The sequence below is a fragment of the Roseburia sp. 1XD42-34 genome (assembly GCF_009917385.1).
Lineage (GTDB): Bacteria > Bacillota > Bacilli > Bacillales > Amphibacillaceae > Virgibacillus.
The window spans coordinates 42,568-56,891 of record NZ_QWLJ01000010.1 but is presented as its reverse complement, the minus strand read 5'-3'; the positions used below and the strand labels follow the sequence as shown (position 1 = coordinate 56,891).

At 40.4% G+C, this 14,324-nt stretch carries 13 protein-coding genes and 1 riboswitch; of the genes, 3 read left to right on the top strand and 10 right to left on the bottom strand.

The window, feature by feature from the left end; translation table 11 throughout:
• Positions 1-51: 51 nt before the first annotated feature.
• From purF to D1839_RS07670, 9 genes are all read right to left on the bottom strand, one after another.
• Positions 52-1,476, bottom strand: coding sequence for an amidophosphoribosyltransferase (gene purF / locus D1839_RS07710; RefSeq protein ID WP_120379405.1), 1,425 nt, complete (start codon positions 1,474-1,476; stop codon positions 52-54).
• Positions 1,452-3,680 carry a phosphoribosylformylglycinamidine synthase subunit PurL gene (gene purL, locus D1839_RS07705; RefSeq protein ID WP_120379331.1) on the bottom strand — a complete coding sequence of 743 codons (2,229 nt, stop codon included), beginning with the start codon at positions 3,678-3,680 and terminating at the stop codon, positions 1,452-1,454. Before purL ends, purF begins: the two co-directional genes overlap by 25 nt.
• Positions 3,664-4,347, bottom strand: a complete 684-nt coding sequence (purQ, locus tag D1839_RS07700) for a phosphoribosylformylglycinamidine synthase subunit PurQ (protein ID WP_120379330.1) — start codon at positions 4,345-4,347, stop codon at positions 3,664-3,666. The genes purL and purQ overlap by 17 nt, the downstream gene beginning before the upstream one ends.
• A complete protein-coding gene (gene purS / locus D1839_RS07695; protein WP_120379329.1) occupies positions 4,344-4,595 on the bottom strand; it encodes a phosphoribosylformylglycinamidine synthase subunit PurS in 252 nt (83 codons plus the stop codon). Before purS ends, purQ begins: the two co-directional genes overlap by 4 nt.
• Positions 4,592-5,305, bottom strand: coding sequence for a phosphoribosylaminoimidazolesuccinocarboxamide synthase (gene purC / locus D1839_RS07690; RefSeq protein WP_120379328.1), 714 nt, complete (start codon positions 5,303-5,305; stop codon positions 4,592-4,594). Before purC ends, purS begins: the two co-directional genes overlap by 4 nt.
• A 10-nt stretch (positions 5,306-5,315) precedes the next feature.
• Complete coding sequence (gene purB / locus D1839_RS07685; RefSeq protein WP_120379327.1) at positions 5,316-6,611, bottom strand: adenylosuccinate lyase; 1,296 nt, start codon at positions 6,609-6,611, stop codon at positions 5,316-5,318.
• Entirely contained in the window at positions 6,611-7,738 is a 1,128-nt protein-coding gene (gene purK, locus D1839_RS07680; RefSeq protein WP_120379326.1) for a 5-(carboxyamino)imidazole ribonucleotide synthase, read from the bottom strand. Before purK ends, purB begins: the two co-directional genes overlap by 1 nt.
• On the bottom strand, positions 7,725-8,210 hold the full coding sequence (gene purE, locus D1839_RS07675) for a 5-(carboxyamino)imidazole ribonucleotide mutase (protein WP_120379325.1): 486 nt from the start codon (positions 8,208-8,210) through the stop codon (positions 7,725-7,727). The genes purK and purE overlap by 14 nt, the downstream gene beginning before the upstream one ends.
• 267 nt (positions 8,211-8,477) lie before the next feature.
• A riboswitch (purine riboswitch) is annotated at positions 8,478-8,578 on the bottom strand.
• A gap of 133 nt (positions 8,579-8,711) precedes the next feature.
• Positions 8,712-9,320 (bottom strand): DUF2179 domain-containing protein, encoded by a 609-nt coding sequence (locus tag D1839_RS07670; RefSeq protein WP_120379324.1) that lies wholly within the window; start codon positions 9,318-9,320, stop codon positions 8,712-8,714.
• Between the two features lie 679 nt (positions 9,321-9,999).
• Between D1839_RS07670 and D1839_RS07665 the strand changes: the two genes are divergently transcribed.
• A complete protein-coding gene (locus tag D1839_RS07665; RefSeq protein ID WP_120379323.1) occupies positions 10,000-10,434 on the top strand; it encodes an Hsp20/alpha crystallin family protein in 435 nt (144 codons plus the stop codon).
• Positions 10,435-10,868: 434 nt separating this feature from the next.
• Here D1839_RS07665 and D1839_RS07660 read toward each other — a convergent pair whose 3' ends face one another.
• Positions 10,869-11,540, bottom strand: coding sequence for an MOSC domain-containing protein (locus tag D1839_RS07660; protein WP_120379322.1), 672 nt, complete (start codon positions 11,538-11,540; stop codon positions 10,869-10,871).
• Positions 11,541-11,817: 277 nt separating this feature from the next.
• Between D1839_RS07660 and msrA the strand changes: the two genes are divergently transcribed.
• Complete coding sequence (gene msrA / locus D1839_RS07655; protein ID WP_120379321.1) at positions 11,818-12,342, top strand: peptide-methionine (S)-S-oxide reductase MsrA; 525 nt, start codon at positions 11,818-11,820, stop codon at positions 12,340-12,342.
• Positions 12,343-12,912: 570 nt separating this feature from the next.
• Positions 12,913-14,088: an MFS transporter gene (locus D1839_RS07650; RefSeq protein ID WP_120379320.1), complete on the top strand. Its 1,176-nt coding sequence runs from the start codon at positions 12,913-12,915 to the stop codon at positions 14,086-14,088.
• The last annotated feature ends 236 nt before the right edge of the window (positions 14,089-14,324 follow it).

Below are 14,324 nucleotides of genomic sequence, written 5' to 3'. Positions count from 1 at the left end.
TGTTCTCTGTTACTTCGATTTGTGTGTTTTTACTTCCAAATAGCAAAAATCCTACCGTACCTCGCTTGCAGGATAAAAGGGCTTTTCTTCGGACCCTTCTTCAACCGGCAAAGGGTACTTGCCAGTCATACAAGCTGTACAAACGCCTTGATGGATCGTCTTATCGATTAAAATGGCTTTTTCCATTCCTGCCTCTGACAAGTACGCAAGACTATCTGCCCCAATGAGGTTGCTTATTTCATCTAGTTTGTAATTGGCTGCGATTAACTCTTTTCTTGTTGACATATCGATTCCATAATAGCAAGGATATTGAATAGCCGGAGAAGCGATGCGGACATGTACCTCTTTGGCGCCCGCCCTTTTAAGCATCTGCACAATCCGCTTACTCGTTGTGCCGCGAACGATCGAATCATCAATCATAACAACGCGTTTTCCTTCAATGATGCTTCGTACTGGCGATAACTTCATCTTCACTCCCTGCTCCCGTAATTCTTGGGAAGGTTGGATAAACGTTCTCCCAACATAGCGGTTCTTAACAATTCCCATTTCGTAGGGAAGTCCACTCTCTTCTGCGTAGCCGATAGCCGCAGATGTACTGGAATCAGGAACGCCAACAACAATATCTGCGTTAGAAGGAGCTTCTTTTGCAAGCTCCCTCCCCATATTTTTCCGAGACGTGTGGACATTAACATGATTGACATCGCTGTCAGGACGTGATAGATAAACATACTCCATGACGCACATTTTCCGTTGTTCTCGCATCGCAAATCTTGTCGAGGTAAGACCATGATAATCAATCATAATAAGTTCCCCAGGTAATACCTCTCGCTCAAAGACTGCGCCAATCTGTCCAAAGGCACAAGTCTCAGAGGCAACGACATATGCATCCCCCAGCCTGCCAATGGATAAAGGTCTTATACCGTGTGGATCGAGGGCAACAAACATGCGATTTTCCGTTAAAATTAAATATGCATAGGCACCTGTCACTTGGTTTAAGGCTTCTGCAATGGACTTTTCTGAGACATCATTTCCGTTACGCTTCATTAAATGTGCCAATACTTCTGTGTCCGATGATGTTTGTAATATACTTCCTTCTTCTTCTAATTCTGAGCGCAAAGCATACGCATTAACTAAGTTGCCATTGTGCGCGAGTGCCATACTCCCTTTTTGGGAATGAAACAATAATGGCTGTACATTTTCTAACGACTTTGCACCTTGTGTCGAGTAGCGCACATGCCCGATAGCTACATCACCTCGCAATGTGGAAAAGTTCGCATGCTTAAAAACGTCATTCACTAATCCTAAACCTTTATGAGCTTTTAGCTGACTGCCATCACTAACAACAATACCAGCACCCTCTTGCCCACGATGCTGCATGGAATGCAATCCATAATACGTCAGTTCCGCCGCTTTTTCATGACCCCATATGCCAAATACACCGCACTCTTCATTTATGCCTCTGTCTTCAGCATACATGGAATGGCCCCTTTCCATTGTGCTTGTAATAAAGATACAGATTCAAAAACCAGTTTCTCTCCATTAATAGAAATTTGAAGCATTTCATCACTTGTAACTTTTCCAATCTCTATCGCATCTTCCACCACATTCTCAAAGCTTTCTTTCTGCTCCTCCTGAACAGTTACGATAAAACGAGACTGTGTTTCGCTAAACAACATGGTTGTTGGATCTCCATTTAACTCAACGGTTGCACCGAGTTTTTGATTGGAAAATAAACTTTCTGCTAAAGCAACAGCTAACCCACCTTCAGCAACGTCGTGCGCAGATGTAACCGTTCCTTCTTGAATAGCAGCTAATAGCTGATCCTGTCGCTTTTTCTCTACTTGTAAATCAATATAGGGTGCTTTTCCTTCATATTTCCCATAGAGCAACAGCTGCAATTCGCTGCCTCCAAAAGCACAGTCTGTTTCTCCAATCACATAAATCGCATCACCAGCATGCTGGAAAAAGCTTGGCGTTATATGCGCTAATGATGCATGTAAACCAACCATTCCCACAACTGGCGTTGGAAATACTGCTTTTCCTCCTGATTGGTTATATAGCGATACGTTTCCACTAACCACTGGTGTGGCTAATTCGTCACAGGCTGCTGCCATTCCTTCCACACTTTTTTCCATCTGCCAGAATACTTCCGGATTTGTAGGATTTCCAAAATTTAACCCATCTGTTAAACCTAATGGCTTCGCACCTGAACAAACGATGTTGCGCGCAGCTTCAGCTACAGCAATTTTTCCTCCAGTCTCCGGATCTAAATAAATATAACGGGAATTACAGTCCGTTGTCATAGCTAATGCCTTATCTGTCCCTTTTATACGCACTACCGCTGCATCTGATCCTGGGGCAACGACAGTATTAGTTTGTACCATGGAATCATATTGTTTATAGACCCATTCTTTAGAAGCAATCGTTGGCTGTTGTAATAATTGCTTCAGCGTTTGCGCATGGTCACTAACAGTTGGTACGGTAGCTTCCATTTGTTGAAATGTTTGAAAATACGTCGGCTCTTTTGCCGGCAAATGGTAGACTGGCGCTTCTTCCGCTAAAGCATCTACTGGAATATCAGCCATCAACTTGGCATGTTGAAAAATCCGAAATGCCTTTTCTTTAATGACTTTTCCAACTGCTACAGCTTGCAAGCCATACTTTTGGAATACTTCGATAATTTCTTGTTCACGCCCTTTTTTAACTACGAGTAACATCCGTTCTTGAGATTCAGACAGCATTAGTTCATACGCCGACATGTTTTGTTCTCGTTGCGGAACATAGTCTAAATCCATTTCTAGCCCGGTGCCGGCTTTACTTGCCATTTCGCTGGCTGAGGAAGTTAACCCAGCTGCTCCCATATCCTGCATGCCAACAACCGCATCTGACTGAATAACCTCTAAGCATGCTTCAATTAACAGTTTTTCCATAAATGGGTCACCAACTTGCACCGCTGGACGATCTTTTAGCGAGTCCTCTGCTAAATCATCCGAAGCAAAGGTGGCTCCATGAATGCCGTCACGTCCTGTTGGAGCTCCTGCATAAATAACCGTATTACCTATCCCAGTTGCAACTCCTTTTTGGATGTCCTCATGATCGATGAGACCGACACACATCGCATTCACTAATGGATTTTCCTGATAACAATCATCAAATTGCACTTCCCCTCCGACCGTTGGAACGCCCACACAGTTTCCATAACCAGCTATCCCGTCAACCACACCTGTAAATAAATATTTCGTCCGTTCACTCGTCAGTGGACCAAAGCGCAATGAATTTAACAGTGCTATGGGACGTGCCCCCATCGAAAAAACATCACGAATAATTCCGCCAACCCCTGTAGCAGCACCTTGGTATGGCTCAACAGCAGAAGGATGATTATGGCTTTCTACTTTAAAAACAACTGCCTGCTGATCGCCAATATCAATAATACCTGCCCCTTCTCCAGGACCTTGCAGTACATGTGGTGCTTTGGTGGGGAATTTTTTTAATAGTGGCTTGGAAGATTTATAGCTGCAATGCTCGGACCACATGACCGAAAATATCCCTGTTTCCGTATAATTCGGTCTGCGCTGTAAAATCGTTTTCACCATTTGATATTCTTCATCATTTAACCCCATATCGCGATAAAGCGCATCATTTTCAATTTCTTCCGGACTTATTTCATGCGTTTGCAACATACGTTTCCCTCCAATTATGAATTAATGACTGAAATAATCGTAAGCCATCCGCACTACCTAACAATTGTTCTACAGCTCGTTCAGGATGTGGCATCATTCCAAGTACATTCCCTTGCTTATTCACAATCCCAGCAATATTTGCAACTGAACCATTGGGATTATTCTGATAGGTGAAGACAATTTGCTGGTTTTCCGTTAACTCTTGCAACGTAATTTCATCACAGTAATAGTTCCCCTCCCCATGGGCAATTGGTAATTGTATCGTTTCACCCTTGGTATAAGCAGTTGTAAATATCGTTTGACTGTTCTCCACTGTTAATGTTTCTTGATGGCACATAAAGGATAGCTTTTTATTACGCAATAACGCACCTGGCAACAAGCCTGATTCGGTTAAAATTTGAAATCCATTACATACACCTAGTACAGGCTTTCCTTGTGCTGCATGTTGCTTCACTTGCTGCATCACCTTCGATGTAGCTGCAATCGCCCCTGTGCGTAAATAATCGCCATATGAAAATCCACCTGGCAATAGAATGGCATCATAGTTTTCCAGATTCGCATGTTCATACCATAATAGGTCAGCATCTGCTTTTAAAATGTTTTTCACCGCTTCATACATATCTTTATCACAGTTAGAACCCGGAAAGGTAACCACGGCAAATTTCACGAGCGAACATCCTCCTCTATTGTAAATTGATAGTTTTCAATTACAGGATTAGCCAAGAGTTTATCGCACATTTCCGTTATGCGAGTTTCTAATTGTGGACCTTCCTCCATTTGTAATTCAATCATTTTTCCAACTCGCGCCTCTTCTACCTCTGTATAGCCTAAAGCATGCAAAGAACGTTGAATTGCTTTCCCTTGTGGATCAAGCACACCTGCTTTGAGCGTAATATGCACCATTACTTTTTTCATTTCTGCTCCTCCAGTCGATTTAAAATTTCTTGGTAAACAGTCAACAAATCACCAGTACCGTGACGAAAGACGTCTTTATCGAGTTTTTCAAATGTTTCGACATCCCAAAGTCTGCAAGTATCTGGCGAAATTTCATCAGCGAGCACAATCGATCCACATGCTAATCGGCCGAATTCTAGTTTAAAATCAACTAATAGAATACGTATAGCTTGAAAAATGGTCTGTAAATGTCTGTTAATCTCTAACGCCTTGGTTTTAATTGCTTCTAAATCCGTTCGTGTAACATTTGTTAAAAATAATGCATGTTCATCATTAATGAATGGGTCTCCAAGGGCATCATCTTTGTAAAACAGCTCTACTATCGGTGGTTCAAAGCACGTTTTTTCTTCAATTCCGAGGCGTTTCGTAATGCTGCCAGCGGCAACATTACGAACAACGACCTCCAAGGGAATTATTTCTGTTTGCTGAACAAGCTGTTCAGTATCGTTTAAACGCTGTATAAAGTGTGTGTCTACCCCTTTACCCTGCAGAATGGAAAAAATATGTGAAGCTATTTCGTTATTTAAACGACCTTTACCTGGAAAAACCGATTTCTTTTCCCCATTAAAGGCGGTAGCATCATTTTTATAAGAAAGGATGAGCTTCCCTGCTCCCCCGTTTACTTTAAACACTTGCTTCGCCTTTCCTTCATAAAGTAAGGCACCCTTCATTTTATTCACCTCATACTAATCCGATTTTTTCAAAAATCTGATCGACATTTTTTAAATGGTACGTATAATCAAAACAATCCTCAATTTCTGCATTAGATAAATGGGATGTAATCATTTCATCTTCTTCGATAAGCTGTTTAAAATGGGTTCCTGTTTCCCATGCTTGCATTGCTTTTGGCTGTACGGTGTCGTACGCTGCTTCACGACTCATTCCTTTATCGATTAAAGCGAGCAGCACACGTTGTGAGAAAATAACTCCATGTGTTTTATCAATATTTCGCTTCATATTTTCTGGAAAGACCGTTAAATTCTTTACAATGTTACTAAAACGGTTCAGCATATAATCAAGTGCGGTGGTCGCATCAGGCAAAATAATTCTTTCCGCAGAGGAATGGGATATATCCCGTTCATGCCATAAGACGACATTTTCATACGCTGTTGTTACATAACCACGCAGCACTCTTGCCATACCAGTCATATTTTCTGAACCGATTGGATTCCGTTTATGTGGCATAGCAGAAGAACCTTTTTGTCCTTTGGCGAAACGTTCCTCTACTTCACGCGTCTCCGTTTTTTGTAAGCCACGAATTTCTGTGGCAAATTTTTCAATCGACGTTGCGATTAAAGCTAGTGTAGCGATATAAGCTGCATGACGATCACGCTGTAGGGTTTGTGTGGATACAGGAGCTGGTGTCAATCCTAATTTACCGCACACGTATTGCTCTACATATGGATCAATATTGGCATACGTACCAACAGCGCCAGATAGCTTTCCAAACTCAATGGATGTTGCGGCTGCTTCAAATCGTTCCAGATTCCGTTTCATTTCCTCGTACCAAAGTGCCAACTTTAATCCAAAGGTAGTCGGCTCTGCATGGACACCATGCGTTCTTCCCATCATGACGGTATGTTTATGCTCCATCGCCTTGTCTTGCAAAATCTTCATAAACCGATGTAAATCTTGACGAATGATATTATTTGCTTGTTTGATTAAATAGGAAAGTGCAGTATCTACAACGTCTGTAGAAGTTAACCCATAATGCACCCATTTCTTTTCTTCGCCCAGCGTTTCTGAAACCGCCCTTGTAAAAGCAACGACATCATGATGCGTTTCTTTTTCAATTTCATAAATGCGATCCATATGAAATGAGGCGTTGGCACGTAGTTGTTGTACATCCTCTTTGGGAATAACACCCAATTTTCCCCAAGCTTCACAAACTAAAATTTCAACTTCAAGCCAAGCTTTAAATTTATTTTCTTCCGTCCAAATAGCTCCCATTTCTTCTCTTGTATAACGTCCAATCATTATTTTGCCTCCCAAAATGTCTTCATTTGTTGTTGCACGTTCTCTATTGTATCGCCAATAAAGGTAATATGCCCCATTTTTCTGTTTGGTTTCGTTGCTTTTTTTCCATATAAATGAACAAAGCCTGTGGGGGTTTTCGGTAAAAGCTGAACGACTCCTTCCAGATCTTTTCCTAATATATTGACCATTATCGCTGACTGTAGAAGACTAACCTCAAGCAACGGTAACTGACAAATCGCTCGGATATGTTGCATAAATTGGGAAACCGTACATGCTTCGATCGTATAATGACCTGAATTATGTGGGCGTGGTGCCATTTCATTCATATAAATGGAATCTGCCTGTACAAATAACTCCACAGCAAATGTACCGACAATGTTCATATGATGCGCCAGCTTTTCTACTGCTTTCATCGCACGACTCTCCACTATTTTTGGAATAGTAGCAGGTACCGATGTCTGATATAAAATATGTTTTCGATGCTCATTTTCCGCAAGCGGAAAAAAGGTGATCTCACCAGTCTGAGAACGCGTAAAAATGACGGATACCTCTTTATCAAAAGGTACCCACTGCTCTATAATAGAATGGCGGTGCTCTTCTGCAAACGCACAAGCTGCAGCAAACTGCGACGTATCCTCTATTTTTAGTTGACCTTTCCCATCATATCCCCCACTGCACGTCTTTATTACAGCAGGAAGTGAGAAATGACGTAATACCTGTTCACATTCTTCTGCACTTCGAACAATCGCAAAGGGTGCTACGGGTAAACCGAGCTCTTGCATGACTGTTTTCTCTTTTTCGCGATTTTGTGTTACTTCTAATGCGTAAGCACCTTGTGGGAGCTTGCCTTGCTGTTCTAAAAAGGCCGCTGCTTGTAAATCCACATTTTCAAACTCGTACGTAATGACATCTGATATTTCAGCTAACTTTTTTATAGCTTCCATATCGTTGTATGCACCAACGATCGAATGGTCCGCAACTTGCGCTGTCGGGCAATCGACAGTTGGATCGAGAACTGCAATCCGGTAACCCATATATTTAGCTGCGATCGCCATCATCCGACCAAGCTGTCCACCGCCAATAATTCCAATTGTATTAGGAGGTAAGATACCATTATTTCTTTGCAAGTTCGTCCCTCATTTCTGCAACGTCTGCTTTCATCTTATTTCGATAATCGTCCAGCTTCCTTGCCACTTTTTTATCAAATGCACCTACAATTTGCCCTGCCAGAATTGCAGCGTTCTTTGCTCCTGCTTTGCCAATGGCAACGGTAGCAGTTGGTACACCACCAGGCATTTGCACGATCGATAATAGTGAATCCAGCCCTTGTAAGGACTTGCTCTCCACAGGAACACCGATTACCGGAAGATTAGTTTGTGATGCTACCATCCCTGGCAAATGAGCTGCCCCCCCAGCACCAGCAACGATTACTTTGATTCCACGTTCTCTAGCAGACTTCGCGTATGTAAACATATCGTCTGGTGTACGGTGTGCTGACATAATTTCTTTTTCATATGGCAGTTGCAATTGTTCCAATACATCGCAAGTATGCTTCATCGTATCCCAATCAGAAATACTGCCCATGATTACCCCAATCATTGTTTTGACCACCTTATTATTTTTATTTTCCTAGCATGCGAAAACAAGTTGCGAATGACTACAGATACGCTTGCCTCTGTTTAGAAAAACTTGGCTTACCGGCAAATCTTTATGGTGGAAGCTGTAGTTTTTCTTATACTATAAACCAAAAAAATTTTATACTTTCCTATAGTGCAAGATTAAAAACAGGTCTATCCTGCTACCCTCATATCGATGAGAGAAGAGAATAGACCTGTTTCTATGTACAACGAAACAGACGTGCCTACCACACGATCCTACTTCCCTCATAGTCCAGTCATTTACGGTGCTGGGTAGAAACTTCTGAGCCATATTCTCAGTTTTATATGAGGAGCCGATGTTTTATTGTCGATTCAAGAATAACAAGTTATTGCATAACTGTCAATAAAAGAACGAACATTTTTTTCATTAACGAAAAACAATGTTCGGTTTTTAATGATTAATTCGATTAATACTGCACTATATGTTTGAAAAATATACTTTTTATTTCTGTCCTTCTTGTTCACTCGTTTTGACCTGTTGTTGCTTCTGTTCTTCTGCTTTTTTCTTCGGGTTCATTAACCGACCTTTTCGTACTTGTTTAACCCAAAATCCTCCATAGATTTGCTTCGGTTCATAAGCAATAATAAAAGCTTTCGGGTCGATTTGTTTAATCGTTTCGTAAAGTCTAAGCTCATACTTACGTGGGGTTAAAATTTGCATGGAAAGCCTATCGCCCTCCATCCCATATGCATACCAGCTTGTCACTCCATATCCTTTATCACGTAATTGCTTCGTAAAGGAGATATCTGGATTAGAAGAGATCACATTCACCGTAATATATCCCAGCGCCAACTTCTCTTCAATCATCGAACCACAAATGACACCTATTCCAAAACCAATGGCATAAGCAATTAAATTCTGAATTTCATTAAGGTTATCTAATACAAGCCCAAGTCCTAGTACATAAATTACAATTTCAAACATGCTAACGAAAGCAGCTATATAACGCCGTCCCTTTAGTGTTAAAATCATCCGTACAGTTGATAGTGAAACGTAGACGATATTAATTACTAAAATGATGGTTACCATCACAATTGCATTACTTACCAAGATCAAGCCCTCCTTCATTTAAGAGGATGTTCAAAAGTCCGAGGTGAAAAACAAAGGCGCAAGCGCCCGTTTAGCAACGTAGCGGCTGGAGCGAAGCAACTAAAGTTTTAGGAATCACGGTGAGATAACGAACCGATGATGACTTATCGGAAGGCGCTTTCGTGAAGTCGCCTAGTTGCTGGGCGCTTAGGCCGGACGTGGCTATTCCATTATATCGTTACCCTAAAGCCAAAATTTTTATACTTTCTAATCTCTTTACAACATACTGCCCTTCTTCCTTCTTTCTATGCTTTCATTTCAGGCTGTTACGTCCAACATCTTTAGAGCAGTCCTAACCGGACATTCACTGTAAACTCGAACTTATTCATTCCTTTTTTCAATTTGCTTTCTAAGCATACCCCATTTTCCATACATATGAAATAATTTTTTGTTCATGATTGTTTTACAAAATTTTATTATTTGCTTGCGTACCTTCACCATGCACAATGGAATACATTGCAACATAGGCTATATTAGAAAACTTCCTGTATCATTTTTTCCATTCATTGTATGAACCACAATGGACATTTTACTTGCAGCTGATCGTTCCTTTCATCCTTTTTCAGCTTTATGATGGGAAGACATGGCTTAACTGTCAGCTACATACCAAATGCTTAGTAAAAGAAAACGAGGTGATAGTATGGACCCATTTCAGCAAATGGCAGATTGGAAAAAGAATATGGATCATTTCTTCGGTGACAGCTTTTGGAATGAATTTGAAGGTCTTATTAAACCTACAATACCACAAATTAACATCTATCAAACAGATCATGAATTGTTTTGTATCGTAAATATTCCTGGTTTACATGACTTAGAGAAGCTCGATATATATGTAGACTACGCTACCTTAGAATTAAGAGGTTCGATTGATATCGACCATTCCCATGGAACAGTAGTGAAAGAAGAAATCCTTTATGGCGTATTCGAAAGAAAAATAACCCTGCCATATCCTGTTCGTGCTGATAAAATAAAAGCGACTTATAAACATGGACTTGTCTATATTCAATTACATCGCCTTATTTCAGAAACGAGCAGAAAAAATCGCATCCATGTCCATGTTTTAGAAGATAAATAATAAAGACGGAGGTTAGAAACTTTTATTAATCCAAGTAAAATACAGATTATCTAGATAGGAGGAATAGCGTAAATAACACGCTCCAGAAATATACTTCGCTTTTCACATGCAGCTCGTAAGCACCTTCTTGCGCCAGCGAATTACAAGGTCTCTCGTTTTTTTGCAGCGTCTACGTATATTTCCGAAGCTATATTAGTACGTTATTCGTCTGTCAAGTTCATATTCGACTTATGTCCCAGCACTCTGAATGGTTATATATGGATCCTGTGAGAGATAATTATAAATGCCGCATAAGCCCCCATCCTTTTAGCCTCGGATAGGGGTTCTGTTTACATGCATACGTGCCATTACTGGTCCATTCTCTATCGTTCTATTTTTTAACGCTTAAAGCTGTAAATTACGTCTTCTCGTATGTCCAAAAATCGAGATGACTTTTACTTTGGTCCGAATAGCCGACTTTTCGTTCGTAACGGTATTCCCCGTAAGCGTTTTTTTAACAAGTTTTTCCATGTTTTCCCTAGTACATCACATTGCAATAAATCATCTGCTAAGCGTAAGTCTTCCCTAAATCGGTGCATAACCTCATTACATGCAGCTAATGACCACTGTGGATATGGTCTGTCAAGTAATTCCATATCTTGCTCTGCTTGTATATCACCCTCTTGAAGCACACGGAAATACCACCCCGTACGTCCACTTTGTTGCATTTGTAAGGCAAAATCCTCCATTTGTAAATGCTTTGCCAGCCTCCACGATGGTAAATAAGGTTGGCTCACCTGAATGACAGCCTTCCCTACTTGATACGTATCTCCTAGAAACACGGAGTATTCGTCCATTTCCAAAACAGAGACGTTTTCACCGATATCTCCGATTTGAATCGTGTCTAATTGGTACACATCAGCCCAATCGTAATAGTGCTTCCATGGATACGCAAACAACGCTTTATCAGCATCGTCTATAAGAGATAGCCCTTGTTTCGTTAAATAAATCGATCCTTGAACTTCTTCATTTACGAAGTACTTGAAATCCCCATCCTCTCTTTTTGCTGTATTTTGATCGTATAATTCCTTCATCTTAAACAATTTATGAATATATGGTTCTACCATTCTGTCACCCACTTGTAAAATATGATATAGTATCTTTATTCTAATAAAAATAATGCAGCTTGCAAACAAACACGGATAAAGTGAATCTTCATCAGTGAGGGTTTTCATTCATCGTTTACTAATTTACCGTAAGGGTATGGCCTAAAGGTCACGGAATGAATCGGGCGTTTAGGTGTTGTTATCTGCTACTTAGACTTGGCGCCTTACAGATTTGTTCCACTCCTGCTGTTGGAGTCTGACAGCACCTTATATACAAGAGAAAAAGCGAGGGATACGTATGACTGAAATACAGCGAGCAACCTTTGCCGGCGGGTGCTTTTGGTGTATGGTAAAACCATTTGACCGATGGGAAGGAGTAAAGCATGTGATTTCTGGTTACACAGGAGGTCACTTGGAAAACCCAACATATGAAGAAGTAAAACGAGGCAACACGGGACACTATGAAGCAGTAGAAATAGCCTATGATCCTAGTGTTATCTCATACCAAACCATTCTTCATATCTATTGGCAGCAAATCGATCCGACCGATGACGGCGGACAATTCCATGATCGTGGGGATGCATACCGAACTGCTATTTTTTTTCATAACGAAGACCAAAAATTCTTAGCAGAAGCATCGAAGCGGCAGCTAGAACAAAGCGGAAAGTTCTCGAAAATCGTTACAAAAATATTGCCAGCTGCAACTTTTTATCCAGCAGAAGAATATCATCAAGATTTCTATCAAAAAAATAAAGCGGCTTACCAAACAGACCGAGCTAAGTCAGGAAGAGATGCATTTATCCAGCGATTATGGCATACGTAGGTAACCTATTCTTCTTAAACATTGGATCATCGATTGTTAGATTATATGTGAGCCTGCTGCCATATACTTCCCAAACAATGGAAGAAGTTTACTAAAAGCAGATGGATGTATCATGGTGTACAGGCGATCTTCCATGAACGAACCATACAATCGGGAGTCATTTTCTTTTTAAACCGTTTCTTTAACTATTAAAATGGTGTAATTTCAAACGCTATCGTTACTCGTTATTCCATCCTCCATCTATCATTCATACACTTGATCTGTATTTACCGTAAAACTTCCTTTTGTTTTTTTGCACTATAGAAAGTATAAGATTTTTTGGTTTATAGTATAAGAAAAACAAAAGTCTTTCGCCATAAGGCTTGGGGAGAAGCCAAGTTTTTCTAAGAAGTTTCAGTTTGTGTAAAATTCCATTCGTTTTCCTGCATGTAAGGTGCTATTATCTTCCATTTAGACTTGTTGCCATACAGATTAACTCGCTTCTGAATCGGAGGTCTTCCAGCACCTTATAGACGGGATAAAAATAATGTCACATAAAGTTTCACTTCAATCAAGACAGGAGAGAGAGATTTGTCTAAACATGCATCGTTAACACCACTAAAAATGTTATTATTTGCATTTCATGCTACCAATACCATTATCCTTAGCTACTTACCTTTATATTTAAAGTATAAAGGATTAGATGGTACCGAAATCGGCTATGTGCTTGCAGTTGGACCTATGGCTTCCATCATTGCTCAACCGTTTTGGGGATACATGAGTGATAAATATAAAACAGTCAAGCGCGTCATTCAAGTATGCCTCATCGGTTTATTAGTTATGAGTGTAGTCTTTTTTCAAATGGACACACTGCTGCCAATTCTTACCGTCGGCGCTATATTTTATTTTTTCGTCACACCTATTGGTGCATTAGGAGATAGCCTCGCACAACGAAGATCTCATGATCTTGGCGTTTCATTTGGAACCATTCGTTTATGGGGATCCATTGGCTTTGCCGTTTCCTCGCTAGTAATCGGCGAAATCCTGACAAGAGCGGGGATTCAATATATGATTATTCCTTACTTGTTTTTCGGAGTACTAGCATTTATCGTCAGCTTCAAGCTCATAGATGTAAAAGTAGCTTCAGACCCTGTGAAACTAAAGGATGTCAGCTTACTCATAAAAAGTAAACCTTTTCTTATATTTTTATTTTTTATTATGTTTTTAAGCGTGACACACCGTGCCAATGATAGCTTTATTGGCTTATATATTGAACAATTAGGAGGAAGTGAGGGCTTAGTCGGTGTCGCTTGGTTTGTCGGCGTACTTACGGAAGCGATCGTTTTTGCTACTGCAGGATATTGGTTTAGAAAGTATCATCCACTTGTGTTTGTCATTATTGCTGGTATTTTATATAGCATCCGCTGGTTTATTTATGGCGCAGCAGACAGTCCTTGGCATATTATTAGCCTACAATTCATGCACGGATTAACATTTGGGACTTTCTATTTAGCTTCCTTTAACTATATATCCCGTCTCGTACCTAAATTATTGCAATCTACTGGCCATCTTGTATTTTTTGCAACGTTCTTTGGTGTTTCAGGAATTATAGGCTCCTTACTTGGCGGCGCAATGATCGATTCTTACGGTGGCGGTACATTATATGCTGCTATGGGCGGAATAGCTTTAGTCGGAACCGTTTTAATTACCATTTATCATTTGCTTCCTTATGGAAAAGAAGCTTATATACATGAAAAAAGTAAATAAGCTGCTCTTTATGTAGAGACCAACCACCGGGTACTGCACTCCGAAAGTTAGCGTTAAAAACCTAAATTTGTAGGGTCTGCATACTCAACTGTAGAGTTTGGTCTTTTCTATTTTTCTCACACTTCTTAAGTGATTTTATGCGAAGCTAACCGTCCAAAACTATGAGCAAAGCAAACATGCAGAGGCGAAAAGCTATTTTTCCAGCTACAAACAGCGTCTGATAAAGTATTACTTCT

Coding starts and splice junctions, on each gene's coding strand:
- D1839_RS07660 (WP_120379322.1), bottom strand. CDS start 11,540: ATGGTAGAACCATATATTCATAAATTGTTTAAGATGAAGGAATTATAC.
- purE (WP_120379325.1), bottom strand. CDS start 8,210: ATGATTGGGGTAATCATGGGCAGTATTTCTGATTGGGATACGATGAAG.
- D1839_RS07665 (WP_120379323.1), top strand. CDS start 10,000: ATGGACCCATTTCAGCAAATGGCAGATTGGAAAAAGAATATGGATCAT.
- purS (WP_120379329.1), bottom strand. CDS start 4,595: ATGAAAAAAGTAATGGTGCATATTACGCTCAAAGCAGGTGTGCTTGAT.
- purB (WP_120379327.1), bottom strand. CDS start 6,611: ATGATTGGACGTTATACAAGAGAAGAAATGGGAGCTATTTGGACGGAA.
- purC (WP_120379328.1), bottom strand. CDS start 5,305: ATGAAGGGTGCCTTACTTTATGAAGGAAAGGCGAAGCAAGTGTTTAAA.
- purF (WP_120379405.1), bottom strand. CDS start 1,476: ATGTATGCTGAAGACAGAGGCATAAATGAAGAGTGCGGTGTATTTGGC.
- purL (WP_120379331.1), bottom strand. CDS start 3,680: ATGTTGCAAACGCATGAAATAAGTCCGGAAGAAATTGAAAATGATGCG.
- msrA (WP_120379321.1), top strand. CDS start 11,818: ATGACTGAAATACAGCGAGCAACCTTTGCCGGCGGGTGCTTTTGGTGT.